At 62.5% G+C, this 25,074-nt stretch carries 18 protein-coding genes; 10 read left to right on the top strand and 8 right to left on the bottom strand.

Annotated features, from left to right (window positions below; genetic code table 11):
* The first annotated feature begins 120 nt into the window (after positions 1-120).
* Positions 121-1,842 (top strand): tetratricopeptide repeat protein, encoded by a 1,722-nt coding sequence (locus C2L66_RS16620; RefSeq protein WP_060604519.1) that lies wholly within the window; start codon positions 121-123, stop codon positions 1,840-1,842.
* Positions 1,843-1,858: 16 nt separating this feature from the next.
* Here the strand turns inward: C2L66_RS16620 and C2L66_RS16625 are convergent, their stop codons facing one another.
* The 3 genes from C2L66_RS16625 to C2L66_RS16635 all read right to left on the bottom strand — a co-directional run bounded on the left by C2L66_RS16625 (position 1,859) and on the right by C2L66_RS16635 (position 3,455).
* Positions 1,859-2,116 carry a hypothetical protein gene (locus C2L66_RS16625; RefSeq protein ID WP_054933150.1) on the bottom strand — a complete coding sequence of 86 codons (258 nt, stop codon included), beginning with the start codon at positions 2,114-2,116 and terminating at the stop codon, positions 1,859-1,861.
* Positions 2,109-2,867, bottom strand: a complete 759-nt coding sequence (locus C2L66_RS16630; RefSeq protein WP_060604516.1) for a DNA/RNA non-specific endonuclease — start codon at positions 2,865-2,867, stop codon at positions 2,109-2,111. Before C2L66_RS16630 ends, C2L66_RS16625 begins: the two co-directional genes overlap by 8 nt.
* Positions 2,868-3,095: 228 nt before the next feature.
* On the bottom strand, positions 3,096-3,455 hold the full coding sequence (locus C2L66_RS16635) for a DUF3564 domain-containing protein (protein ID WP_054933148.1): 360 nt from the start codon (positions 3,453-3,455) through the stop codon (positions 3,096-3,098).
* Between the two features lie 221 nt (positions 3,456-3,676).
* Here C2L66_RS16635 and C2L66_RS16640 point away from each other — a divergent pair, with 221 nt between their 5' ends.
* The 3 genes from C2L66_RS16640 (at position 3,677) to C2L66_RS16650 (ending at position 6,294) form a co-directional block, all read left to right on the top strand.
* Positions 3,677-4,099: a rubrerythrin family protein gene (locus C2L66_RS16640; protein ID WP_035998670.1), complete on the top strand. Its 423-nt coding sequence runs from the start codon at positions 3,677-3,679 to the stop codon at positions 4,097-4,099.
* A gap of 253 nt (positions 4,100-4,352) precedes the next feature.
* Complete coding sequence (locus C2L66_RS16645; protein WP_054933167.1) at positions 4,353-5,690, top strand: heterodisulfide reductase-related iron-sulfur binding cluster; 1,338 nt, start codon at positions 4,353-4,355, stop codon at positions 5,688-5,690.
* Between the two features lie 22 nt (positions 5,691-5,712).
* Positions 5,713-6,294: a DUF3501 family protein gene (locus C2L66_RS16650; RefSeq protein ID WP_060607007.1), complete on the top strand. Its 582-nt coding sequence runs from the start codon at positions 5,713-5,715 to the stop codon at positions 6,292-6,294.
* On the opposite strand, the gene C2L66_RS16655 is transcribed toward C2L66_RS16650, so the two are convergent.
* On the bottom strand, positions 6,291-6,755 hold the full coding sequence (locus C2L66_RS16655; protein WP_054933147.1) for a GNAT family N-acetyltransferase: 465 nt from the start codon (positions 6,753-6,755) through the stop codon (positions 6,291-6,293). The two genes, C2L66_RS16650 and C2L66_RS16655, sit on opposite strands and share 4 nt — an antisense overlap.
* Before the next feature lie 102 nt (positions 6,756-6,857).
* On the opposite strand from C2L66_RS16655, the gene pdxR reads away from it, so the two are divergent.
* From pdxR to C2L66_RS16685, 6 genes are all read left to right on the top strand, one after another.
* Positions 6,858-8,327, top strand: coding sequence for a MocR-like pyridoxine biosynthesis transcription factor PdxR (gene pdxR / locus C2L66_RS16660; protein ID WP_060604513.1), 1,470 nt, complete (start codon positions 6,858-6,860; stop codon positions 8,325-8,327).
* Between the two features lie 51 nt (positions 8,328-8,378).
* A complete protein-coding gene (locus tag C2L66_RS16665; RefSeq protein WP_054933145.1) occupies positions 8,379-8,711 on the top strand; it encodes an ArsR/SmtB family transcription factor in 333 nt (110 codons plus the stop codon).
* Positions 8,708-9,244, top strand: a complete 537-nt coding sequence (locus tag C2L66_RS16670) for an SRPBCC family protein (protein WP_060604510.1) — start codon at positions 8,708-8,710, stop codon at positions 9,242-9,244. Before C2L66_RS16665 ends, C2L66_RS16670 begins: the two co-directional genes overlap by 4 nt.
* 83 nt (positions 9,245-9,327) lie before the next feature.
* Positions 9,328-10,416: an alpha/beta fold hydrolase gene (locus tag C2L66_RS16675; RefSeq protein ID WP_060604507.1), complete on the top strand. Its 1,089-nt coding sequence runs from the start codon at positions 9,328-9,330 to the stop codon at positions 10,414-10,416.
* Positions 10,417-10,501: 85 nt separating this feature from the next.
* Positions 10,502-11,632, top strand: coding sequence for a 3-deoxy-7-phosphoheptulonate synthase (locus C2L66_RS16680; protein WP_054933142.1), 1,131 nt, complete (start codon positions 10,502-10,504; stop codon positions 11,630-11,632).
* Positions 11,633-11,711: 79 nt separating this feature from the next.
* Entirely contained in the window at positions 11,712-12,035 is a 324-nt protein-coding gene (locus C2L66_RS16685; protein ID WP_054933141.1) for a thioredoxin family protein, read from the top strand.
* A gap of 553 nt (positions 12,036-12,588) precedes the next feature.
* Here the strand turns inward: C2L66_RS16685 and C2L66_RS16690 are convergent.
* From C2L66_RS16690 to C2L66_RS16705, 4 genes are read right to left on the bottom strand one after another with little or no spacing between them, the layout of a single operon-like run.
* Entirely contained in the window at positions 12,589-13,542 is a 954-nt protein-coding gene (locus C2L66_RS16690; RefSeq protein ID WP_063787011.1) for a hypothetical protein, read from the bottom strand.
* Between the two features lie 53 nt (positions 13,543-13,595).
* Complete coding sequence (locus C2L66_RS16695) at positions 13,596-15,377, bottom strand: ShlB/FhaC/HecB family hemolysin secretion/activation protein (RefSeq protein ID WP_060604504.1); 1,782 nt, start codon at positions 15,375-15,377, stop codon at positions 13,596-13,598.
* Positions 15,378-15,395: 18 nt separating this feature from the next.
* Entirely contained in the window at positions 15,396-15,746 is a 351-nt protein-coding gene (locus C2L66_RS16700) for a hypothetical protein (protein ID WP_060604501.1), read from the bottom strand.
* Positions 15,743-24,889 (bottom strand): hemagglutinin repeat-containing protein, encoded by a 9,147-nt coding sequence (locus tag C2L66_RS16705; protein WP_082670411.1) that lies wholly within the window; start codon positions 24,887-24,889, stop codon positions 15,743-15,745. Before C2L66_RS16705 ends, C2L66_RS16700 begins: the two co-directional genes overlap by 4 nt.
* Positions 24,890-25,074 lie beyond the last annotated feature (185 nt).

Below are 25,074 nucleotides of genomic sequence, written 5' to 3' on the forward strand. Positions count from 1 at the left end.
CATCGCCTATACTTTTTTTGCCGCTGTAGCCCTGCATCTTCTCATTCCCGCTCGCCCGCCAGGCCAGGCCGATGCTGCGCGGCGCATCTCCAGAACTATTAAGAATTCCAAAGGATTGAAATGAATCCGTCAGTTCCCGCGCTGTCGCCCGCCGAGCGTTATCAGGCGTCGGTGTCGCTGTATTCGTCGGGGCGTCTCGCGGAGGCGCTCGCGCTGCTCGACGAGATGCTGCAGCACGATCCCGCCCATGCGGAAGCCATGGACCTCGCAGCCGTTTGCCTGAACGACCTGTATGTCGATGCAGACGCAAAAGATCTCAAGGCCATCGTCGACGACGCGCTCGATCTGGCCGAAGCGCACAACGATCTGGGCGGCTGGTTCTACGGACGCAGGCAGCTGACGCAGGCCGAGCACGCGTACCGCCGCGCACTGTCGATCAAACCCGATTTCACGAAGGCCATGAACAATCTCGGTCTCGTGCTGCGCGATCTCGGGCGAGAGGCGGAAGCCGAAGCCTCATTCCTGCACGCGCTCGCCATCGCGCCAGACTACGTGACGGCACGCAACAACCTCGGCGTGCTGCTGTGGCAGCTCAAGCGTCTGCCGGAGGCGGAGGCCGCGTATCGGGACGTCGTCAGCCGTCAGCCGGGCGACGTCAGCGCGCACAACAATCTGGGCTTGCTGCTGCTCGAACTCAACCGTGCGCCGGAAGCGGAGCAGGCCTGCCGCCAGGCGCTGGCGCTCAATGCCGATGTGCCCGAAGCGCATAACAATCTCGGCAACGTGCTGTGGCAGCAGGGCCGCATCGTGGAAGCGATTGCCGCATACCGTCAGGCGTTGGCGCTGCGGCCCGACTACGTCGGCGCGAAAGCGAACCTCGCGTTGCCGCTGCTGTGCATCGGCGATTACGTGCAAGGCTGGGCGCTTTACGAGTCGCGCTATCACGAAGCGATCGGCACGCGCAGCGTGTTTCCGCCGCCCGTGCCGTATCCGCAATGGCGGGGCGAGCCGCTGCACGGCAAATCGCTGCTCGTGTGGCCGGAGCAGGGCTTCGGCGACGGGCTGCAATTCTGCCGGTATCTGTCGATGCTGAAGGCCCGCGGCGCGGCGAAAGTGAGTGTCGCTTGCCAGCCGCCGTTGCGGCGGCTTTTCGACAGCCTCGAAGGCGTGGACGCGGTGTATCCGCTCGACGGCGAGACGACGATTCCCGCCCACGACACCTGGTGCTTCATGCTGAGCCTGCCGATGCTGTTCGGCACGACTGTCGACACGATTCCCACGCCGATGCCCTATCTGCGCGCGCCCGCCGCGCTCGCGCAGCACTGGCGCAGCAGGTTGCCGGAAGGCGGGTTCAAGGTCGGCCTGGTGTGGGCGGGCGATCCGCGCCCGCACGATCCCAGTTCAAATGCGATCGACCAGCGCCGCTCGCTGACGGCACTGTCGTACCTGCCGTTGCTGCGCGTGCCTGGCGTGACGTTCGTGAGTTTGCAGAAAGGCGCGGCGACCCGCCCGCAGATCGATGATCTGCCCGCCGCGTTCCGCCCGTTCGATCCGATGGACGACGTGCAGGACTTCGCCGACACGGCCGGCATCGTCGAAAACCTGGATCTGGTGATCACCGTCGATACGTCGATGGCGCATCTGGCGGGCGCGCTCAACACGCCCGTCTGGATTCTGTCGCGCTACGACGCGTGCTGGCGCTGGTTCCGCGACCGCGACGATTCGCCGTGGTATCCGACTGCGCGGCTTTTCCGGCAGACCTCACCCGGCGACTGGGATAGCGTGGTCGAGCGGGTCGCGCAGGCGCTGGCGAGCCTGCGCCTGCGCGCCGTGTCGCACTGACGGCCCGCGCCGGACGCTAGAACGGATTGTCGATCACGCCCGGCTTCGCGTCGGGCGCTTCCTTCACCTGCTCCGGCAGATGCGATTCCGCCTGAAGCGCGGCGACGATGCCGTCGAGCGCTTCTTTCAGCGCCAGCGCCGCTTTCAGACCGCGCTTGTCCTTCGTGATATCGAGCGTGCCGTTCAGCACGACGCGCGTGGTGCCGTTCGACACCGTCAGCGCGTCGCCCTGGATGTTGAGCACGTCGTCGTCGTTCGAATACGCTTTAAACACCTTTCAGCCCTCCCGGACGCTGGTCTTTCAGATTTTCCGGAATGCCCGGAAAGCGGATGCCGCTCATCGTTTCGAGTTCATGCACCGACTTCACCTCGTAGCGGTCGGTCGCGACGTTGTCCGCGACGATCGCAAACGCGAGTTTCGTCGATGGCACGTAGACGACCTTGAACAGCTGCGTCGGCACGAACACGCGCGTCGGCCCGATGGTCTGCAACTGTCCGCCGATGAACATCGGGCCGGTGACCACGTAGATGTCGTCGTATTTCATCGACAGCTTGCGCACGGCCGTTTCGATGCGCGACCACATGCGCTGGTTGTTCTCGCGGTTCTGCGGCACGACGTTGGCGAGCGAGAACGACTGCGCCATCGCCTCCGCGTTCCATCGATTGCCAGCCGGGCTCATATGGCCGCGATCGAAACCGCTGCGCTTGTAGTCGGCGAGCGTCGCGCCTTCGCCGTCGGGCAGGCGCGCGTCCTCGAAGAACTTGTTGGTGCGCACCATATCTTTCGCGGCTTCGATATGGCCGCGCGTCAAATGCTCGGCGGACCATAGCGGACCATGCGTAATGCCAGAGTGCAGAACGGCGAAATCCGAGTAGCACAGCATGCGCGACTTCGGCGTCATTTTCGCGTTCGTCAGCACGGGCCATTGTGCGTTGGGCGTGAAATCCGTGCATGACGTTGCCGCCCACGTGTGCGTCGCGTGACTCGCGGCCACGATAAGCAGGCTGACTAACCACTTCTTCATAGATCGGAAAAGCGAATTGAGGGGGCCGCAAGTATAGCCGCGCCACCTATGCACGACGCAAGGGCTTACATGACGTTACGCGTGGTCGCGTCGACGTATCGGCAAAACCGTCACGACGCATTGCCGCACCGCAATTTCTGCGTGCCCGATTGACAAGGATAGGCGTGAGAGAGGAAGAGCCCGCGCCGGTTAGGGGATGCGCGGCGCGGGCGTGAATACGAAGCAGGCTTAACGTCCGAATACGCTGTGCTCGGCGTGGACCGGCAAGCGGTCAACGGCCTGCAAGCGCCAGTAGCCATTCATCGGCGCGTGCGTGCGGTCCGACGACCACGCCGCGCTGCCTTGTGCCGAGCTGACCCGCTGCCGTCCGTCCACGTGCAGGCCATTCAATGTGCATAACGGCGCTTCTGCGCTCGGCGCGCAGAGTTTAGTGACGCCGTTCTCGTCATGGAGTTCGCCCCAAGGGGGCAGGTCGATCCCATCGTGTGCTTCTCTCGACCAGCGACGTTCGTCGGTATCGAGCCAAAGCACGGCGTAGTCGTGATTGACGGTGGGGTCCGAACCGTTGATCAATATGGTCAGCCGCATGCAGAAATCCCCCGGGTGAAAGATTGAGTATGTGCGCTTCCTCAGTCTACTTCGGGCCAACGGTTATGCAAGGCAAACAGCTATCGGTCGGATTGAAAAACCCAATTGGGAACGCATCACCGAACTCCTAGATTTAAGGCACGGCTCAGGTGCGCGCGTCTGGCCGGTCGTTGCCATCAGAAACGCGCGCTCCCACATACAGGCTTTGGATGGAGGCTCAGATGGCGCAACTCAAGGGTTCGAAGACGGAGGAGAATCTGAAGGCCGCATTTGCGGGTGAATCACAGGCCAATCGCCGCTACCTGTATTTCGCAGCGAAGGCCGATGTGGAGGGACAGAACGACGTCGCGGCGCTATTCCGTTCGACGGCGGAAGGTGAGACGGGTCACGCGCATGGCCACCTCGAATATCTGGAAGTCTCGGGCGATCCGGCGACGGGGTTGCCGTTCGGTTCATCGCGTCAGAATCTGCAAGCGGCGATAGCGGGCGAGACGCACGAATACACCGATATGTATCCCGGCATGGCAAAGGCTGCGCGCGAAGAAGGCTTCGACGAAATCGCGAACTGGTTCGAAACGCTGGCAAAGGCGGAACGCAGCCATGCGAATCGCTATACGAAGGCATTGGAGGCGCTGGTCGATTGAGTTGCACGCGCCGGCTGCACGGCTGGCGCGTGTTGTCGCTTCCGTCTGGTGCGGGCTTGGCATGCGGACGGACGCGATAGTGCGGTACAAACGCGGTGCAAACGCGAGACGTACTGAGACGATCACGATTTCGCGCACCGTACGCGAAAAAAAAGTTCGAACGCGCTGACGAGAAAGAAGCGCATAAAACAACCCCACAGCCTTGCATGGGATGGGAGTAAGCAGGCCCGCCATGCCATCGGAGACGCACGCCATGCCTCACAAGGAAGGCAGTCTCGAAGCGCCCATTCGCCATCCGCTCGACTGGCAATCGGACGCGTTCTACGATCCCGAAGCGATCGATCAGGAATTGACGCGCGTGTTCGACATCTGCGCCGGCTGTCGCCGATGCGTGTCGCTATGCGGCGCATTTCCCGCCCTGTTCGATCTCGTCGACGAAACGGACACGGGCGAGGCGCACGACGTCGACAAGAAGAAGTTCGGCGCCGTCGTCGATCAATGCTATCTGTGCGACCTGTGCTACATGACGAAATGTCCGTATGTGCCGCCGCATCAATGGAACGTCGATTTTCCGCACCTGATGCTGCGCGCGAAGGCGGCCGCCTTCAGGCGCGGCGACGTGCCGTTGCGCGACAAGTTCCTGTCGAACACCGACGCGCTCGGCACGTTCGCCGGCATTCCCATCGTTACGCAGACGGTCAATGCCGTGAATCACACGCACGCGGCGCGCGGCATGATGGAAAAGGCGCTCGGCGTCGACAAGGATGCCTGGCTGCCCGACTTCGCCGCGCGCAAATTTCGCAGCGCCGCGAAGAAGTCGCCGCAGGTGCAGACCCGGGACGGCGAGCGCACGCCCGGCAAGGTCGCGATCTACTCGACCTGCTACGTGAATTTCAACGAGCCGGGCATCGGTCACGATCTGCTGGCCGTGCTCGCGCACAACGACATTCCCTACGAACTGGTATCGAGCGAGGCATGCTGCGGCATGCCCTTGCTCGAGCAAGGCAACCTGCAGGGTGTCGCGGCGAAGAAAGAGAAGAACATGCCCGTGCTCGCGCGTTATGCGCGCGACGGCTACGCGATCATCGGCGCGATCCCGAGTTGCGTGCTGATGTACAAGCACGAGCTGCCGCTGATGTTCCCCGACGACCCGGACGTGCGCGCCGTCAGCGAAGCATTCTGGGACCCGTTCGAATACTTCATGGCGCGCCATCGCGATGGTTTGCTGAAGACCGACTTCAACACGCCGCTTGGCAAGGTGTCGTATCACGTGCCGTGTCATGCGCGCGTGCAGAACATCGGACGCAAGACGTCGGAGACATTCGCGCTCGTGCCGGATACGCAGGTGACGGTCGTCGAGCGATGTTCCGGTCACGCGGGCACGTTCGGCGTGAAGAAGGAATTTCACGCCATGGCGATGAAGATCGGCACGCCCGTCTTCAAGGCGATGGCGCAGCCGCAGCCCGATTACATCTCGTCCGATTGCCAGCTTGCCGGTCATCACATCGAACAGGGTTTCGACGAAAACAGCTTGCCGAAGACGCCGCTCGCGCATCCGTTGACGCTGCTGCGCAAGGCGTACGGCCTTTGATCTTCAATTTGCGAGGATGACGATGAGCATTGCGAGGAACTCCCTGTTGTCGCTCGAACACTATGCGAAGCAGCGCAAGACGATGCGCGAGCGGATCATCGAGCACAAGAAAAGCCGCATGGTCCGGTTGGGCAACCACCTGACGTTCCTGTTCGAAGACGAACTGACCATTCGCTACCAGATTCAGGAGATGCTGCACATCGAAAAGATCTTCGACGAAGACGGCATTCAGGGCGAACTCGAAGCGTATCTGCCACTCGTGCCCAACGGCAGCAACTTCAAGGCGACGCTACAGATCGAATACGAAAACGAGGTCGAGCGACGCGCGGCGCTCGCGCGGCTGATCGGCATCGAAGACAGCGTATTCATTCGGGTGGACGGCGAAGAGCCCGTCTACGCGATCTCCGACGAAGACCTCGAACGCGAGAACAACGAAAAGACCTCGGCCGTGCACTTCGTTCGTTTCGAACTTACGCCTTCGATGAAAGCGCGCCTGCGAGACGGCGCGGCGTTGCTGATCGGCTGCGATCACCCCGGCTATCCCGTCGACCTGCAACCCGTCACGGACGACGTGCGCCGCTCGCTGGTCAAGGACCTCGCCTAAAGCGGCTTTCGATACACGACGAAGCCCGAACGGTCGGCGATCTTGTCGTAGAGCTGCATGGCCGTTTGATTCGTCTCGTGCGTGAGCCAGTACACGCGTTCGGCGCGCGCGGCCTTCGCCGCGGCGTAGACAGCTTCGATCAACGCGCGGCCCACGCCCTTGCCGCGCTCCGATTCGAGCGTGAACAGATCGTGCAGATAGCACGTCGGTCCCGCCATCAGCGTGCTGCGGTGATACAGATAATGCACGAGGCCCGTCAGCGTGCCGTCGGCACGTTCGGCCACCATCGCATGCATGGGCTCCAGCCCGTCGAAGAAGCGCGCCCACGTCAGTTGCGTGATTTCGCGCGGCAGCGCCGTTTCGTCGAAGCGGCCATAGAAACGGTTATAGCCGTCCCACAGCGGCAGCCATGCCTCGTAGTCGGCGGGAACGACGGGGCGGATCTTCACAGCTTGCGTCACGGGCGGCGCTCCTTTCCTGTATCGATGGATATCGACGAAGCATAGGGTTTCTGTGGCACCATTGTTAGCTCCACATCGAATACAAAATCTGGAGCCACGCACTTGGACTACGGGCTGTTGATGTCGCGCTTCGCGAGCCAGGCGGCGGGCCGCAGGCTCACGCAGCAAACGCTGCTTTACGAAAGCCTGCGTCACGCCATCCTGAATGGCGACATTCGTCACGGCAGCCAGCTCGTGCCGACACGCGCGCTCGCCGAGCAGCTCGGCATCGCGCGCAACTCGGTGCTGTACGCGTACGAACGGCTCGCTGAAGAAGGCTTTATCGCGGCGAGCCGTCACGGGTCGATCGTCAGTTGCGTTGCGCTGCCTTCGGCGAATGCGGAAGACGCCGACGTCGCGCCTGTCAGCGGGCTGTCGCGGCGCGTCGCCAGTCTGCCACGCGATCGCGCCGCTCGCGGCATGCGTTCGCCATTTCAGGCGGGCGTGCCCGCGCTCGACGAATTCCCCGTCGCGCAATGGCGAGCGTCGATGGAGCGCGCATGGCGAGCCGTCGATGCACGCGATCTCGGCTACGGCTATCACGCGGGTCATCCGTCGCTGCGGCGCGCGGTGGCCGAGTATGTGCGCGTGTCGCGCGGTGTGCGTTGCACGGCCGAGCAGGTGTTCATCACGTCGGGCACGCATACGAGCCTCGATCTGTGCGCGCGCATCCTCGCCGATCCCGGCGATACGGCATGGCTCGAAAACCCCGGCTATCAGGGCGCGCGGATTGCGTTCCAGGCGGCGGGCCTGAACATCGTGCCGATTCCCGTCGACGCCGCCGGACTCGCGCCCACGGAGGCACACTGGCAGCGCACGCCGCCGCGCCTCGTCTACATCACGCCGTCGCATCAATATCCGCTTGGCAGCGTGCTGAGCCTGGAGCGGCGCTGGTCGATCATCGACAACGTCGTGGAGCGCGGCGCGTGGATCATCGAGGACGACTACGACAGCGAGCTGCGCCACAGCGGTCCGCCGCTGCCGTCGGTTCAGGGCCTGCGCGACGCCGCGCCCGTCGTCTATCTCGGCACCTTCAGCAAGACGATGTTTCCGGCGCTGCGCATCGGTTTCATGATCGTGCCGGCCAGCCTCGCGCCGGAGATCGGCGGCGTGATCGGCGAGATGTCGCGGCAAGGACGCGTCGCGGATCAGCTCGCGCTGGCGGATTTCATCGAAAGCGGCAAGTACGCGCGCCATTTGCGCCGCATGCGCCGCATCTATCTGCAGCGGCGCGATGCGATGGTCAGCGCGATCCATACGCACATGCGCGATCTCGTCACGGTTTCATCCGATGGCAGCGGCATGCATCTGACGATGCGGCTCGATACGCCCCTGCAAGATCGCGATGTGAGCGCAGCGTTGCGCAAGCAAGGCATGTTGGTGTCGCCGTTGAGCACGTATTGCCATCAAGGCGAAGACGCCGGACGCTACAACGGTTTCATGCTCGGCTACGCGGGCGTGCGTCCCGAGAAGGCCGACCGGCTCGTTGCCGAACTCGGCGCGGCGATTCGCGGGTTGATGCCGGACACCTAATATTCAACTAAATGGTTGAATAAGGCCGAAACCTTGCCTATACTCGGACCGATGAACGAGTCCGCTCTCGACGGCGTGTTCCGCGCGCTGTCCGATCCCACCCGGCGCGCGATGCTCGCGCAGCTTGCCGCCGGCGAACGCAGCATCGGCGAACTGGCCGCGCCGTTCGCGATGTCGTTCGCGGCGGCGTCGAAGCACGTCAAGGTGCTCGAAGGCGCAGGGCTGATCCAGCGCCGGGTGCAAGGGCGCTCGCATATCTGCCGGATCGACCCGGCCCCGCTCGCCGCCGCCGACGCGTGGCTGCGTCTCTACGAACACTTCTGGAGCAGCCGGCTCGACGCGCTCGAAGACCTGCTGCGCAATTCCAAGGGGGATACACGATGAACCAGAACGAACCGCTCGGCGTTCTCGACGGCACGCAGGCCGTGCGCTTCGAACGGCTGCTGCCCGGCCCGATCGAGCGTGTGTGGGCGTATCTGACCGAGTCAGACAAACGCAGCCAGTGGCTCGCATCGGGCGCGATGCCACCGCAACCCGGCGGCGACTTCATGATGCATTTCGATCATTCGCTGTTGTCTGCGTCGCCTGAGGTTCCGCCCGAGCCGTATCGTCAGTACGCGGGCGGACATGATTCGCTGCACCGGCTATTGCGCTTCGAGCCGCCGCATCTGCTCGCGTTCACATGGGGCAGCATTCAGGACAATCTGTCGGAAGTGACCTTCGAGTTATCGGAGGCGGGCGATCACGTGAAGCTCGTGCTCACGCATCGCAACCTGTCGGGCCGCGACGAGCAACGGGATGTCGGTCCGGGCTGGCATAGTCATCTCGACGTGCTGCGCGAGCGCCTGAAGGGCACTGCGCCTGCGTCGTTCTGGACACTGTTCGAGAGCATCAAGGCGCGCTACGACGCGCTCTGAGGTTCGCGCGGCGCGTCCGCACGCCCATTTCCGTCATCGTGTACGATCGCAGGCCATCGCGTACACGATGACGGAGACCAACCGTGTTTCGTTCGACCCTCGCTCGCGTTGCATTACTGACGGCTTTCGCATTGGCGCAGACCCTGCCTGCTGCCCACGCCGCGGACGCTTCCGCCGATCCCACCGAACATGCCGCCGACTTCATCGCGCATGACTTCCATTTCTCCGACGGCACGATCTTTCCCGACCTGCGCATCCATTACGTGACGCTCGGCACGCCGCAGCGCGACGCGCACGGCGAGATCACGAACGCCGTGCTGTTGCTGCATGGCACGACGGGCACGGGCAAGGCGTTCCTCACGCCGCTGATGCGCAAGGAGCTGTTCGCCGCCGGCGAGCCGCTCGATACCCAGCGCTACTTCATCGTGATGCCCGACGGCCTCGGGCGCGGCGGCTCGTCCAAACCGAGCGACGGCTTACGCACGAAGTTTCCGCACTACGGCTATGGCGACGTCGTCGAAGCGAATCACAGGCTGCTGGTCGAAGGGCTGAAGGTGCGGCATCTGAAACTCGTGCTGGGCACGTCGATGGGCGGCATGCAGACGTGGATGTGGGGCGAGCGCTATCCGGGCATGGCCGACGCGCTGATGCCGATCGCCAGCCAGCCGATCGCGATGGCGGGGCGCAACTGGCTGTGGCGGCAGATGATCGTCGGCGCGATCCGCAACGATCCAGGCTGGCAGGACGGCAGCTACACCACGCCGCCGACGCAATGGGCGCGCGTGATGCCCGTCTTCACGCTGATCACGGGCGACGCGGCGCGCATGCAGGAACAGGCGCCCGACCGCGCGGCGGCGACGCGCATGACGGAATCGATCGTCGCGGATGCGGCGAAGAACGATCCCAACGACGTGCTGTACTGGTTCGAGTCGTCGTGGGATTACAACCCGGAGCCGGATCTCGGTGCGATTCGCGGCCGCCTTTTCGCCGTCAATTTCGCCGACGACCTGATCAATGCCACGGATCTGAACGTGATGCAGCGGCTGATCGGCAAGGTGCCGCAGGGGCGATATGTGGAAATGCCGGAGACGGCGCAATCGTACGGACATCAGACGCTTGCGCATCCTGAAGTGTGGAAGCCGTATCTGATCCAGCTGATGAACGGTGCCTGAAACCCGCGCGGGAGGCCGGCTGCGTCTCCCGCACGGCGAGTGCGATAATCCACAATTGCCCCGAAATGCAGAGCTGGAGAACAAAGTGAGCCGCATCGACAACCCCACACGCGACCAGGAAGCCGGCGTCGCCGATTCCACCCAGGACATCACGCGCATCGACGACACGCGCATCGGCGCGGTGCGTCCGCTGATCTCGCCGGCGCTGCTGCTCGACGAACTGCCGTGCCCGCCCGACGTGCAGACGCTGGTTGAACAGAGCCGCGTCGAGATCGCCGATATCCTGCACGATCGTGACGACCGGCTGGTCGTCGTCGTCGGTCCGTGCTCGATTCACGACCACGATCAGGCGATGGAATACGCGCACAAGCTGAAAGCAGCCGCCGATTCGCTGCGCGACGATCTGATGATCGTCATGCGCGTGTACTTCGAGAAGCCGCGTACGACGGTCGGCTGGAAAGGCTATATCAACGATCCGCGTCTGGACGGCAGCTTCCGGATCAACGAAGGGCTTCGGCGCGCGCGTGAGTTGCTGCTCGAAATCAGCGGGCTCGGCTTGCCGACGGCTACGGAATTTCTCGATCTGCTGAGCCCGCAGTACATTGCCGACCTGATCGCCTGGGGCGCGATCGGCGCGCGTACGACTGAAAGTCAGAGCCATCGGCAGTTGGCGTCGGGGTTGTCGTGTCCCATCGGGTTCAAGAACGGCACCGACGGCGGCGTGCAGATCGCCGCTGATGCGATTGTCGCTGCGGCCGCGAGCCATGCGTTCATGGGCATGACGAAGATGGGCATGGCCGCGATCTTCGAAACGCGTGGCAATGACGACGCGCATGTGATCCTGCGTGGCGGCAAGAAGGGGCCGAATTATGATGCTGCGGGTGTCGAGGAGGCTTGCAGCGCGCTGCGCAAGTTGGGGTTGCGGGAACAGGTGATGGTCGATTGCTCGCATGCCAATTCGAACAAGTCGCATGAGCGGCAGATCGAAGTCGCTCAAGACCTGGCGAATCAGTTGACGGGTGGGGATAAGCGGATCGTCGGGGTGATGATCGAAAGCCATCTCGAAGCGGGGCGGCAGGATCTGAAGCCGGGCGTGCCGCTTGCTCGTGGGGTGTCGATTACTGACGCCTGTATCGGTTGGGGGCAGACCGAACCTGTGCTGCATACGCTTGCGCAAGCTGTGCGGGCGCGGCGGCAGGCTGCTGCCGGGAAGTGACGGCAGGCCGTCGGCAGGGTTCTTCGACTACGGGCAACATGGCGTTTGACGCGCCGCGTTGTCCGGCGCATGGAGGCTTATGACTAACGCGAATCAATACTCGAAGGTCGCGCCAACGCGCGCGGATGTTGATGCGATGGCGGGTCTGACTGTCGTCGAATTTGGCACCGATTGGTGCGGGTACTGTCAGGGTGCGCAGCCTGTGATCGGTAAGGCTTTTGGCCAGCATCCAGGGACTCGGCATCTCAAGATCGAAGATGGGCCGGGAAGGCCGCTCGGGCGTTCGTTCAAGGTCAAGTTGTGGCCTACGCTGGTCTTTGTGCGCGATGGGGTCGAGGTGGCACGGGTGGTGCGGCCTACTGATGCTGCGCAGATCGAGGAGGCTTTTGCTAGTGTGGCGTGATGGGTGATTGGTTTTGCCTTTGCGCTGGCATTTGCGATTTGTTAGCTGCTTCAGGCGTCGCGGTTTGGTGTTTTTGGCCTTTGCGCGGGCATCCGCGTTTTGTTTGTGGTTCGCATGCGTTGCCCCTGTGCGGGGCGGCACCTACTTTTCTTTGCCGCCGCAAAGAAAAGTAGGCAAAAGAAAGCGGCTCACACCGCCAGTGCTTGACGTTTGCCCACGGGCCCCCAGCGTCCCCACCCTTCACACGCCAACGCTCCGGTTGCTACCCGTTGCCGACGCTTCGAACAGGCGTCTCACCCGCTTCCCTTACCCGTAAGCGCACGGCAGAAGCCGTGACGGCAAAGTAAGCCATTCGACCGTGCCTTTCGGCACGGTTGTGTTATGTCTGGAGCGAACATGGCTTCCAGGCTTCAACCTGTCGCCTGCTTTACCGAAGCTGCGCGTGTGCTATTCAACCTCGTTATCGTGACCTTCCTGCCTTCGCTGGTTGTGGTCGCTATCAAGCGGTAGGCCGACAGGTGAAAGGCGAGCGTGCCCGCCTTTCACACAAATGTTAGAGGCCCACTTTCTTTTCTTCCGCTGCGAGAAAGTCGGCAGCGATCTTGTTATAGCCCGATGGCATTGCGTCGCGCACGTCGCCCGCGTTGTACAGCCAGCCATCGTGAAGTGTGCCGTTGTATTCGACATAGACCGACTGGCTGCCGTTGCCGATCAGGTAGCGATAACCGCCCAAGGTCTGGATTGTGCCGCCGACGCTCGCCTGCATCTGCTCCAGCGAGCCGGAACTGGGGCCAGTGACGGAATTGGTTTCGTCGAAAGTAATGTGCTGAACGAGTACCTTTCCACTCTGCACGTAGGTCTGCGAACCCGCTGGCATGATTGCGCCGTCCGATGACAGCAGACTCCGCAGTCCATTACCGACTGCTTCTTCCCGACGTACCACGTCACTGACCGGTTGGCCAGCCACGTCCTGGACCGTCAGCGTCACTTCATACAGCGCGGTCGACGTTCCTCGCATGCCCAACTGGTAGCCTTGGGCCAGCCGCTGAAAGATTTTCGAGTACGTGCCGATATCGCTCGGATTCGGATTGCGCGAAGTGAACAGACCTTCCGCCGTGATGTAGCCATAGTCCAGATCCGACCCGTAAGCGCCGAGAATGATGTCAATCGACCGGCTGAAATTCAGGTCCGATTCGCCCGTCACGAAGAAGCGGGTCCGGCCTGTGGCAAGCGGCGTCGAACTGCCAGGCCGCAGATTCGCACCGAACTGGTAGTAGCCCGCGCCGCTGCCGTCGAGAAATATGCTGTCGAAGAAGCTCGCGTTAGCCGATGGCGTCGGCGTCGAAGCGTCCGATGCGCCCGAGGGCGTCGCGGCCGAATTGGTCACGGACGACGGATTGCCGCTGCTACCGCCGCCGCATGCGGCGAGCGTGATTGCGAGCAATAGTGTTGCTGCTTTCACGCCCTTGTGTGTGACAAAGCGTTTCAGAGTACTAACTTTATACATGGCTATCTCCCTGATAAAGTGGGCCGTTTTGTGCCCGTTGGATTAACTTGTAATCAGAACTGCATCGTTGCCTGCGCGCCGACCGTCACCCGCGAAGTGGGAAATCCGGCCGGCTTATAGATGGGCGTGCCCGCGAACAGGTCATACGAGAATCCCGCATACTTCGCCGGTATGCCGCCGCGAATGCCAATTACAGCGCCTGCGAGCTGGGTGCCCGCCAGAATCGCCGTGTTCGGCCCGAACACTCGTCCGTAGTCGACTCCCGCATACAGCGTTTGTCCCGTCTGAAACACGGGCCATTGCAGTTCGTTGCGGCAGTAAAACCCTTTCTCTGCCGCGAGCATCGTTTCGCCGTCGAAGCCGCGCACTGTGTACCGGCTGCCGATGGTCAGGTCGTCGATGTAGAACAGCAGATCGTTGGTGTACTGGCCGTGGAATGTCGTCACATAGCGAAAATTCTGTGACGCAATGGCAAACGGTATCGACAGGTTTGCGTCGAGCGCCGCCATCTTGTAGAGGTAGGTCGGGTGTTGCGTCGCCTGGTCGCCTGGGTTGTACAGGTTAGGGTTCGGGTCGCCTGTTGCGCCGAGGCCGTGAATGCCCTGGCGATAGGCAAGTGTCCCATCAAACTGTGCGCCGCCGAAGTAATGGCGGTCAGTTGCGCCTAACTCGATAAACGTGTTGTTGCGGTCCTGAATAGGGATGGTTGTGCCTTCAATAAAGCTCTCGCCGAAGCGCTTCGAAAGCTGGACGTATGCGCCGAGCACGTCGCTCTGGCTGCGCGAGAGCACGCGCGCGAGCCTGAACGCAGCCGTCTGCGAGTTGCCGCTGGAGACAAACGTCTGGTTCACGGCGGCAATGTTCTGGTAATAGGTATTCGTGTTGCCAGACAGCGTCGCTGTCCAGTAGCCCCACGGCACCGAATACGAGCCGTTGAAGCCGTGCGAGCCGAGTGTCTTGTTGCCGAACGACAGGTCCTGGTTCGCGCCGACCATGAACACGTCGTTCAGGCCGAGTAGGTTGTCGATGCCGAGACTTACGTTGCCTTGCCATTTGCCCGTCGCGTCCGTGCCGGAGTTGTCGGCCGACACGACAAACGTCCAGGGCTTTGAGTGCTTGACGTTCAGAACTATGTCGCTTTCGCCCGGCGTGTCGGTCGGTTCGATCTTCATGTCCACGTCCTGCGACGCGACGCGCTTCATCTGCTCCAGTCCCTGCTCAAGGTCGCGCAGGTTCAGCAGGTCGCCGTCGCGTGCGGGAAACGCAGATTTCCATGTGCCGCGCGTGTCGGGATCGGCAAAGCGCACATGACGCACGACACCCGGGACTAGGGCGACTTTCAGCGTGCCCGTTGATAAATCCTGTTCAGGCAACAGCACGCGCGTCGTCACGTAGCCGCGTGACAGGATCGTCTGTTGCAGTCCCTTTGTGAGTATGTCGAGTCCGGCCTTGCCGATGCACTCGCCCTTGTAATGGTCGAGCCATTCGCGCGCGAACCAGAAAGGATCGAGCGGGAGATTGGACGCGCCATGCTTACGCGCCACATCGGGCAGTGTGGCGGGCACGTCGAGCGCGAACGTGTCGATGCGAAAGCACGGCGATTCGTGTGGAAGGTCGGGATACACCCCGGCCGTTGGTACGGTCGAGCGCACGGCGGGTGCGTTCACGGTCTGCTCGCGCTGCTGTGCGTCGCGTTGCTGCTGTAGTTGCTGGTTCTGTTCGGCGTTCGCGCGTGCTGCCGCCGCCGCATCTGTCGGCGACGGCGCGCGTTGTGCGGACGCGAGTGTGACCAGGGCTGTGAGCGGCAAAGCCGCCAGCCTCTTTCTGATTTTCATAGATTCAATTTGCCCCAACTACTTCCGCGTGCGTGAACGCTCGACTCGATCGGCGAACGCCGCCCCCAAAAGACACAGCCCAACTCCCGGAGCCAAGATTGTCAGATCCGGTTCCTGGGTTCCGAACGTGCCAAATCCCAATACGACAATTGACATCAGTGCCACGGCAGGACGGGCCAGCCATTTGAATAGCGCGTGCGGCATGAACGGACGGCCTATCAAGCAAGCACACGAAACAAAAAAAAGCGCCAGGCCAGCCTGGAAAGTCGCCTTCGAGGTGTCCACAAAGTAGACAAAGCAAAAAGCAAGCGCGTAAGCGGTCGCAAGTTCACCAAGATAAGCGGCTATGTGGACGATCCGTGGTTTCATTGTTTGCGTCCAAGAATGTCGTTTATTGATGGGATAACGAATGTCGACGACGTGGATTTACCCGCGCCTATGCCAGCGCCAAAGCCCGCACCTGGGAAGACTTTCAAAGGTGCAGCGCCCCCAATGCCCCCGATAGTGCCATCGTCGTTGATGGCGAAATTGGCACCGCCGGATGCTCCAAATCCGGCATCGAGTTCCGCATACCCATTCGTAGTGCTACCAGTAGTCATTGGCCCGTTACTGTGACCGATCCCAACGCCACCTCCTACACCTGCGTAGGCACCTGCGCTTGCCATGCCATTCGCTTGAACTTGGATGAACGGCGAAGTTCCTCCCAACGTCCCATCGGTTTGCAGGCCAACGCTAACTCCACCACCAGCACCGACGAAGGGAAGCATCACAGTTCCTGAGACTCCAGCAGAGTATTGTGTGTAAGCCTTGGTTGTCGAATCGTATTTGAGACCAGACGCATTCTTTGTGATGTAGCTTTGTAGATCGGCATCGCCAGAAGGCAACGACTGCGTCCACACCTGTTGTCCAGCCTGATTGATGCCGTACGGAACCCATGTTGTTCCATCGTTCGGCTGGTCACCCACTGCAACACGGACGCTGCCTAGCTCAGTCTGACTTCCTGTAGTCAAATTCATTTGACCCATTTGCTGCTCAATCTGCTGTTCCGTGTATCTTCCACCACTCTTGTCTGCAAGTTGTTTGGCGACTGTTTTTTCTTCCGGGTGCAGCTGCCGGTTGTATCGGTCTACGTTGTAGCCCGAGAATGCGCCCGCATTGCCGCCGACCGCCGCGCCCGCGCCAGTAGCAACCGCGTTCGCCACGATGTTGCCGAGCGCTTCGTTCATGCCTGCATTGCCGGTCGGGTTCGAACCGGCAATCGCGCCGCTCAGTTCGTTCAACTTGCCCGCCGCAATCGACGCGATGCCCGCACCGGCCGCGCCGCCGAGCGCGTTGCCGCCTGCCAGCCCCGTCACGAGTGCCGCGCCCGCCGCCTGCATTTCCGCCCGCGCCGTGCCGCCTTCCTTCCACGCGTCGACGCCAGCCTGGTCGCCAGCTGCCTGTGCTTCCTTGAGTTTCGAATCGGCGAAGTCGCCCACGCGCCGCGACACCGCTTCGCCTGCCGCGCTCGCCGCCGCCATCATGTCAGCCTGGTTGTTCAGTATGTTGTTCACGTCCGGCAGTTTTGCGACAGTGCCGTTCGTGTTCGACGTATCGCGGTTCAGGCTCGCCACGTCCTGCGTCTGATGCGCGCTGTCCGTGACGTTGATCGTACCCGCGCTAATCGCGCTACGCGTAGTAGCGCTATCGCTGCCACTGTCGTTCTGGCTCAACATCGGCGCACCGCCGCCCGCATTCTTGCCAGAAGTGGGGCCGTGCGTGCTGTAGTTCGAGCCGCCGTCGCCCGTCGTCGCGCCTGCACTGAACCCGCTGGAATGTGCGTTGTAGCTGGACTGGTTCTGTATGTCGGAATACGTGAGCGTCCCCGTCGTCAGGTTGTTTTTCGACGCTTCCGCATCGCTCGCGATGATCGCGCCTTTCAAGTCGGTGTTGCCCTTGACGTTGATGTTGAATCCGCCGTCGCCCGCCTGGATACCTGCCTGCTCGTTCACGCCCACATAGCTGCCGTTAGCATTTGCGTTGGTGTGACTGAAACTCGCGCTGCCGCCGCCCTGACTGATGCTGAACCCGCCACCCATACTTTCCTGATGCGCGTTGCTCGCCATCGTGTCCTGCACGCTCGCGATGTTCAGGTTGCCGCCGACATCGGCATTCACCTGACGGCCGTTCACGTTCGCGCCGATGATGTTCGTATCGCCGCCCGAGATGATCGTCGCGATATTCGCCGCCGTCACATGCGTATTGTTCTGCATCGCGGCGTCGCTGTTCGCGTTACCCTTTGCTTTCGACGCCGACGCGTCGACGCCAAAGCCGCCTGAGCCCTGGCCGAAGCCATACGACACGCCTACGCTCGCGCTGCTCGACTGGTTCGTGCTGCGCGTCGAATCCGTATCGGTCGTGTTGACGAGATTGACCTGGTTCATTGCAGCAAGAATCACATCGTTCGCGTTGACGTTCGAACCGGCAATGGTGATGTTGCCGCTTCCGGCCTGTCCATTGCCTGTCGCGACGAATGCGGCCGTACCACCAGCCGTCACACTCGAACCCCGGTTCGTCGTACTGTTCTCCGTGTACGTGCTCTTGCTGTGGCTGCTGCCGTAGCTGAGTTCGATCTTCGCTGACGGCGTCTGACCGTTGGCGAGTTGACCCAACGCCGCACCTGCTGCGCCAAGCGAATCGACTGCGCCGCTTGCTGCTGCCATACCGTGCAGCGCTGCCGCGCGATCATCCTGGCTGCGACTTGCCGCGCGCGCCTGGTCAACCGTGTTCGAAACGGCGTCGATCACAGGAGCCTTGATTGCGAGCGTGAACCCGCTTTGCTTGACCTCGTGCGTCTCGTCGTGGTGCACCGTGTCGAGTGCCGAATCAATCGTCACGTTCGCGCCCGTGCCCGTCACGTCTTTTGCCGCGACCAGGTCGCTGCCCGTGACGTGCAGATCGTTGCCCGCGACGATGTTCAGGCTGCCATTGAGCGAGCCGACCGTGCTGCCGTTGTTCGTCACCGTCGCGTCATGGGTCGTATCCGTCTGCGTCTTGCTACCGACCGATATGCCAATGCCGCCGCCTGTGCCGAGGCCAGACTCGTGTTTCTGGTAGTAGCTGGACGCGTTCTGCGTATCCTGCGACGTGGTGATGTTCACGCTTCCGGCCGCATTCAGCGTCACGTCGTTCGTTCCCGCGACAGTCGAGCCTTTGACGGTCAGATCCTTACCCGCGCTGACGTTCACCGTATTGCCCGACACCGTACTGCCGACTCCGATATTGGCCTGCGTGTCCTGCATCTGGTCCGTCGTCGAGCCATGTACGAAGCTGCCACGTTTGAACTCGACGGCCGAATAGCTGTCGTGTTCCTCGCGTGCCTCGTTGATATCGACGTTGCCCGTGGCCGCGATGGTCGCCGCGCCCGTGCCCGTCGAGAGAGACGAACCTGTGAGCGTCACGTTACCTTTCGACGTATCCGCACTGAGCGCAGCGAGTGTGCCGTTGCCGCCCGCGCTGAACGACGTTCCCACCGCCTGCTCGTCGTAGCTGCGATCTTCGCCACTACGGGTCTTGTCGCCGCGCGTGACATCGTCTCGGTGGACCGTGTTCGTCACCGTTGTCGCCGTCAGGTTGCCGCCTGCCACAACCGCCATATCGCCTCCGGCGCTGACCGACGCGCCCTTGAACGTCATGTCGTTGCCGCTTTGCATCGCCAGACTGCCGCCTGCACTGATGCCGCTCGTCTGGTTCAGCGTCGTATCGGCGTGCATGAAGTTGTCGGCGTTCTTCGTGATCCGCTGCGACGTGTGCGACTCGACGGTGTCGATGTTGATATCGTGGCCCGCTGCAATCTGCGCATTGCCTCCCGCCGCGATGTTCGCGCCATGCACGTTCAGGTCGTGACCCGCCGCGATCACCATGTCGCCCGTCGAGACAATCGTGCCCTGTGCGTCGATCAGCGTTTGCGTGACCTTGCTGTTGCCTACCGTGGAACTCACGCCGACCGTATCGACCAGTGTCGTGTTGACGATATCGTGACCCGCAAGCACCGCAACCCGGTTGCCCGTGATGCGCCCCGATGCGTTGACGACATCGTTGGTCGCCGAAACCACCGTCGTCCCGTTATCGGTGCTGCTGCCAATCGAACCGCCGCGATTGACGATGTTCGTCGCGCTGATGACCGTCTGCGTGCCCCCTTTGATGACGCCCGAATTGGTCGCGCTGCCCGTCGCGTGAATCTCGACATCGTCGGCCGTAATCAGCGCGCCCGTCGGTTGCAGGTCGTTCGCATGCGTATGGGCGAGATAGACGACGGGTGCGAGCACGGTTTGCGTGCTGCCATCCGGCAACGTCACGGTCTGGTTCACCATCCAGACGATATCGCTCGTCAGCGCATCCATCTGCGCGGCCGTGAGCGCAATGCCGGGTTCCAGGCTGAATTCCTTCGCGACGTTCGCGCCGTTGTCCATCAGCGCGCGATACTCGTCCTCGTTGTTCGTATAGCCTTGCAGGTACACGCGGCCCGTCAGTTGCGTGACCTGATTGCGGATTAACTGTGCTTCATACAGCCCGTCGCCCAGGCGCTTTTCGACCGTCGACGGGTCGTAGCCGAGTTGCTTGAGCAGGTAGTCGCTCGAAATGAAGCTCGTGTAGCTGGTCAGGCGTGGATCGGTTGCGATCAGATACGCCGCGCCGGGTGCCATATTGAACGTGTACAGGCCGCTTTTCGGCAACGCGATATTCAGCGAACCTGTCGGGCCCGTGACCGATTGCGGCGCGTTGATGGTCTGCGTCTGTCCCGTTGAAAGATTCACAGTCTGCGCGCCGCCGCCCGTGATGCCGCCCACCGTTCCGTTCGCGCCGAGCGTGCCGCCCGTTGCGCCCGTGGCCGAGTTCGCCGCCGTGACATTCGTGTTGTTGATGTCGGTTGCGTTGATCTGCACCGCGTTGTTCGCGATGATCGTGCCGCCCAGGCCACCGATGGCAACCGGCGCCAGGATCACAGTGGGCTGGACCACCTGACCGACGTCGCGCGAAATGTCCTCGTTCCACGCATAGGTCGATACGATGTCCTGCTTCTGATACTGGTACAGCGTCTGTCCGGTATTGTTGACGGTCGTGCCGCCGTAGCTGCCGCTCGCCGCGCCGCCGTCCGCCTGGCTGCTGCCGATCTGGATCGCACCACCCGCGCCGATGGCGCTAAAGCTGTTGTTCAGCGTGCCGACGTTGGCAAGGACCAGGTTGCCGCCCGCCATGACCTGCGCCTGCTGCGCCTGTGGCCCTGTAACCTGGTCCTGCTGTGTCGTGGTCGTCGTATCGCGTGCCGACTCGATGCGCTGGTAGTGGTGGTGCGCCTGGTTGTCGCCGGGGAACTCGGTTGCGGGGTCGTAGTTGACGTGCGGGTCGTAGTCGTCCCAGTAGGCGACCGTGACCGTGCCGTCACCGTTGGTCGTGAGCGAGTTGTAGTAGATGGTTTGTTGCTGACCATTCACGTTGACGACAAGCACGCGGTCTACTGCGTTGGGGCCACTAGCGGTCGACACGACATCGGCATTGCTGAACGTGGCGTTGAGCGGATTCTTGTAGCCGTTGTCCCACATGTCCTGGGTGCAATAGCCCTTGTCGCCGTTGGTCAGCGTACAGGCCATGTATTTGTCGCGCTTGGTCTGGTGAACCGTCTCGACATCGGTGGTTACCGTCTCGACGGCAGGCGCGGGGCGCGTGTTGGTCAGGGTCTGTGTCGCGATTTCGATGTTGCCCTGGGCGTCGATGGTCGACTGGTCGTTCGTCACCGAGTTCGCGCGGTTCGCAAGCAGCCCGTTGCCGTCGCGCGTGCCGTCCGCCGCGATGTTGATGCCGCCGAGGCTGAAGATGTTCGCGCCATCCGTGTTAGAGATATCGGAGCCGTACAGGTTGACGGCCGACGCTGCGGCAATAGCTGCTGCCGCGCCCGTGTTCGCAATCGAACCCGCGTTCAATGTGACCGTGTTACCAACGATCGTCGCGACGTTCGAGAGCGACGCGCTGCGTGTCGTGACGCTGTCGCCTTCGATGCGGCCCGCGTTCGTGATCGCGTTGGTGGCGTTGACCGTCGTGTTCGCAGAGTTGATATCCGCGCCCGCCTGGTTATCGACGATCGCAGCATTGACCGTCAATGCATTCACCGCGCCAAGCGTGCCCTGGTTTGTGAAACTGCCCGCTGTCGTGAAGGTGAGGTTGTTGTTTGCCTGAATCCGGTTTGCGCCCGTCAGCGTAAAGTCGCTACCGATGGTCACGGCTCCGTCATTGCCCGCTACGATTCGGCCGTCGCCCGTAAGCGTGCCTGCCGTGACGTTCAGGTTCTCGTCGCTGCCGATTGCGCCGTTCTCGTTCGCAAGTGCGCCCGTAGCAATACCGATACTGCCGCCGCTGCCCGTATCGTTGCCGATACGTCCATTCGTGTTGTCCAGCGTTGAGACGTTGAGCGTGAGCGCGCCGTTACCGTGGATCGAGCCGCCCGCGTTGATGACGGCTGCGTTCGGGCCGTTGAGCGTGACCTTGTTCGCGCCCGAGAGCGTCGCGTTCGTATTGTCGGCAAGCTGCGCGATGTTCAGCGTCAGGTCATGACCCGCGACGAGTTGCGCGCCGTTCGTGCTGGACAGCGTCCACGCGTTGAGCGTGACATCGCCGTTTCCGCCGATCGTGCCCGCGCCCGCGACGCCGCCCGCATTGCTGTTCGTGATCGCGCTGGCGCTGATCGTGGTCGTGCCGGAACCTGTGTTTGCGATGCGACCGTTCATGTTGTCGAGCGTTGCGCCCGTGACCGTCAGTGTTGACCCGGTGCCGTCCGCCTCGATCTGTCCGCCTGTGTTGTCGATTGCGCCCTGTGCCGACACCGTCGTGTTACCCGTGCCCTGGATCATGCCCGCACGGTTGCCGAGCGTGCCGCCGGACTGTACCGACGCCGCGCCGCCCGCCGTGATCGTGCCGCCCGAGTTGTCGACGCTGCCGCCCGCGACCGACACGCCGCCGTTGCCGCCAATCAGACCGTTGCGTGTGTTCGTGACTGCGTCCGTCGCCGTGACACTCGCCGCACCTGTGCCGCCGTTCGCGATTGAACCGCCGTCGTTGGCGATGGATTGCGCGGAGACGGCCAGCGCGTCGTCCGCCTGGATTGTCCCGCCCGCGTTATTGAGTGCGCCCGCATCCGTCACCGATACCGTCTTTGCGCCGACATAGCCGCCGGCGCTGTTGTCGAGCGATGCGAGCTTTAACGTCGCGCCCGTCTGTGCCGCAAGTGTGCCGCCGCGATTCGAGACTGCGCCCGCGCGCACGTCGAGCGCGCCATTCGTTGCAATGGTTCCGCCGTTGTTCGACAACGCGCCCGTTGCGACCGACAGTGTTCCCGTGCCCGCGCTGGCAATCGTGCCGTTATCGTTCGTGAGCGCAGCGGGGCCAAGCGCGAGACTGTCGGCGTTGGTCTGGAGTGATCCGCCCGTGTTGTCGAGTTTGCCGGTCACATCGACCGTTGTCGCGCCCGTGCCTGTTTGCGTGATGCTGCCGCTGTGATTGACGAGGTTTGTCGCGTGCAGCGTGAACTGCCCGGCCTGTGTCGTGCCGTGGCTATTGTCGAATGTGGCCGCCGCGATGGACGCGGCGTTTCCGGCCGCGATGGTGTTCGCGTTCGCCAGCGTCGTACCGGCTGACAGCGTCGCGTTGCCGTTCGCCGCGAGCGTGCCGGTGTTGAACAGGGTCTGCACAGCCGTTGCAATCAGGTTCTGGACGGCCGCAATCGAACCTGCATTCGCGATCTGTCCGGCCTGCAACACAACGTTTCCATTGCCGCCGATGCTGCCGCCCGTGCCGTTGTTCAGCAGGCCGCTCACCGTGAGACTCAGGCCGTCCGAATTGAGCGACGCAATGTGACCGCCCATGTTGTCAACCGAACCCGCGTGCAGCATCTGTGCGCCCGCTGCCTGGATCGTGCCGCCCTGGTTCGAGACTGCACCCGTCACAGCCGTTGTCAGCGTCGAGCCTGAAACGATCTGTCCGTTGCGGTTCGAGAGCGCGCCCGCTGTGATGGTCTGCGCGCCTCCCGACGACAGCGCGCCGTTATCGTTCGTGAGATTGCCCGTCGCGCTCGCGTTGAGCGTCGTGCCTGCCGTCGTGGTTGCGCCGGTCAGGTTCAGGTCGCCGCTGTTCGCCGCGAGGGTGAGCGCGCCTTTGGCCGACGTGCTGCTGCCTGCGAGATCGAGCGACGCGCCGTTCAGCATTGCGTTGCCGCCCGCAGCATTGCGGCCAGTTGCAGTGACTGCGCCGCTCGCGGACACCGACAGGTCGCCGGAGTTAGCAATCGTGCCGTCGCCATTCACGCCCGCGCCGAGCGTGCCCGTCGATGCAACACTGCCCGCGCTGATGGTCGTGTTCTGCTGCGCGGCGAGGGTGCCGCTGTTGGCAAGCGTGCCCGATGTGCTCGCGCTGACGCTTTGCTGCCCGTAGGTCGTGCCGCTGTTGTCGATGCCATCGCGCGCGCTCGCGGTGATATTGCCGCTCGCGGTCGTCTGACCGGCGAGAATCAGCTTGCCCTGCGTCGTCAGGATCAGGTCGCCCGCCTGCGCCGCGAGCACGCCCCGGTTCGACACGCCGACGCCGTTCTCCGTACCGACAAGCATGATGCGATTCGCATACATGCCACCCAGGTTGCTCACGTCGATGGAGACACCCGGCACGGGGCCGCTGCCCGCAACAGGCGTCGCGGCAAGCGTGTTGTAGTCGACGGCATTTGCGCCTGTCACGACATTGAGGTTCTTTGCATAGATTGCGGCATTGGCTTGCACCGCACGCGCCAGCAGATCGACCTGATCGACATTCGAACCATTGAACCCCGCGCCCTGCACAGTGATATTGCCGCCCGTGACATTGAAGCCCGCAAGCGAACCATCGGCCGCGAAGTTGGGCGTGCCTGTCGTGAGCGTCGCGCGCGACGTATTGATTAAGCCGCCGCCGTCGATCATCAACCCGTTCGGGTTCGCGATAACGACCTGCGCGCTCTTGCCCGCGACTTCGAGATACCCTCGCAACTGCGACGGCGAACTGCTGTTGACCTGATTGACGATCACGCGCGCGGCATCGTTCGGCCCGAAGTTCGGATTGCCGTTGATGTAGCCCGCCTGCTGTGTATTAACGATGGTGGGCGAGTTGTTAAGAATCGCGCCGTTCTTCTGAACGTCGAACTGGTTGTAGGTATTCACCGACACGCCTGCACCGCCAGGCCTGCTAATGTTGACCTGCGGGATGCCATTCTGCGTCGTCACAACGCCCGGCGCATGCGCACCGCCCGGTACGATCTGCGCGCTCGCCATAACAGGCGCAAGGGCGAGCAACGCGGACAGCGCAAGCTGACGCAACGACAGGACTATATCCAGCGCTCCCGATGCGCGGCCCGCCGCGCGTGTCTCTCCCGCCTTTCCTGCTGATGTTGCGGTTTCCTCGACGGCCACGAGCATACCGCGCAACCGGCTAAATACGAGCCGGTAAGTCTTTTGATTCATTTTGTTCGTGTTGCTTATTATCCGAGCGGTAAACCTATCGCGAGTCTCGCGAAATATCTGTTGATAACTGTCAACACGCGAACGAAAACAACAGAGCCGGCAAAATCAGTGCTCTCTGATTGCAGGCGAAAAAAAAGCCCGCTTATAGCGGGCTGGAAATCAGCTATCCGTTTTGGGCACTACAT

Origin of the sequence: Paraburkholderia caribensis, from assembly GCF_002902945.1 — a bacterium.
GTDB lineage: Bacteria > Pseudomonadota > Gammaproteobacteria > Burkholderiales > Burkholderiaceae > Paraburkholderia > Paraburkholderia caribensis.

Bases quoted from the DNA above. Each gene is read 5' to 3' on its own strand.
- C2L66_RS16620 (WP_060604519.1), top strand. From the start codon at position 121: ATGAATCCGTCAGTTCCCGCGCTGTCGCCCGCCGAGCGTTATCAGGCG.
- C2L66_RS16630 (WP_060604516.1), bottom strand. From the start codon at position 2,867: ATGAAGAAGTGGTTAGTCAGCCTGCTTATCGTGGCCGCGAGTCACGCG.
- C2L66_RS16635 (WP_054933148.1), bottom strand. From the start codon at position 3,455: ATGCGGCTGACCATATTGATCAACGGTTCGGACCCCACCGTCAATCAC.
- C2L66_RS16640 (WP_035998670.1), top strand. From the start codon at position 3,677: ATGGCGCAACTCAAGGGTTCGAAGACGGAGGAGAATCTGAAGGCCGCA.
- C2L66_RS16645 (WP_054933167.1), top strand. From the start codon at position 4,353: ATGCCTCACAAGGAAGGCAGTCTCGAAGCGCCCATTCGCCATCCGCTC.
- C2L66_RS16650 (WP_060607007.1), top strand. From the start codon at position 5,713: ATGAGCATTGCGAGGAACTCCCTGTTGTCGCTCGAACACTATGCGAAG.
- C2L66_RS16665 (WP_054933145.1), top strand. From the start codon at position 8,379: ATGAACGAGTCCGCTCTCGACGGCGTGTTCCGCGCGCTGTCCGATCCC.
- C2L66_RS16670 (WP_060604510.1), top strand. From the start codon at position 8,708: ATGAACCAGAACGAACCGCTCGGCGTTCTCGACGGCACGCAGGCCGTG.
- C2L66_RS16685 (WP_054933141.1), top strand. From the start codon at position 11,712: ATGACTAACGCGAATCAATACTCGAAGGTCGCGCCAACGCGCGCGGAT.
- C2L66_RS16690 (WP_063787011.1), bottom strand. From the start codon at position 13,542: ATGTATAAAGTTAGTACTCTGAAACGCTTTGTCACACACAAGGGCGTG.
- C2L66_RS16695 (WP_060604504.1), bottom strand. From the start codon at position 15,377: ATGAAAATCAGAAAGAGGCTGGCGGCTTTGCCGCTCACAGCCCTGGTC.
- C2L66_RS16700 (WP_060604501.1), bottom strand. From the start codon at position 15,746: ATGAAACCACGGATCGTCCACATAGCCGCTTATCTTGGTGAACTTGCG.
- C2L66_RS16705 (WP_082670411.1), bottom strand. From the start codon at position 24,889: ATGAATCAAAAGACTTACCGGCTCGTATTTAGCCGGTTGCGCGGTATG.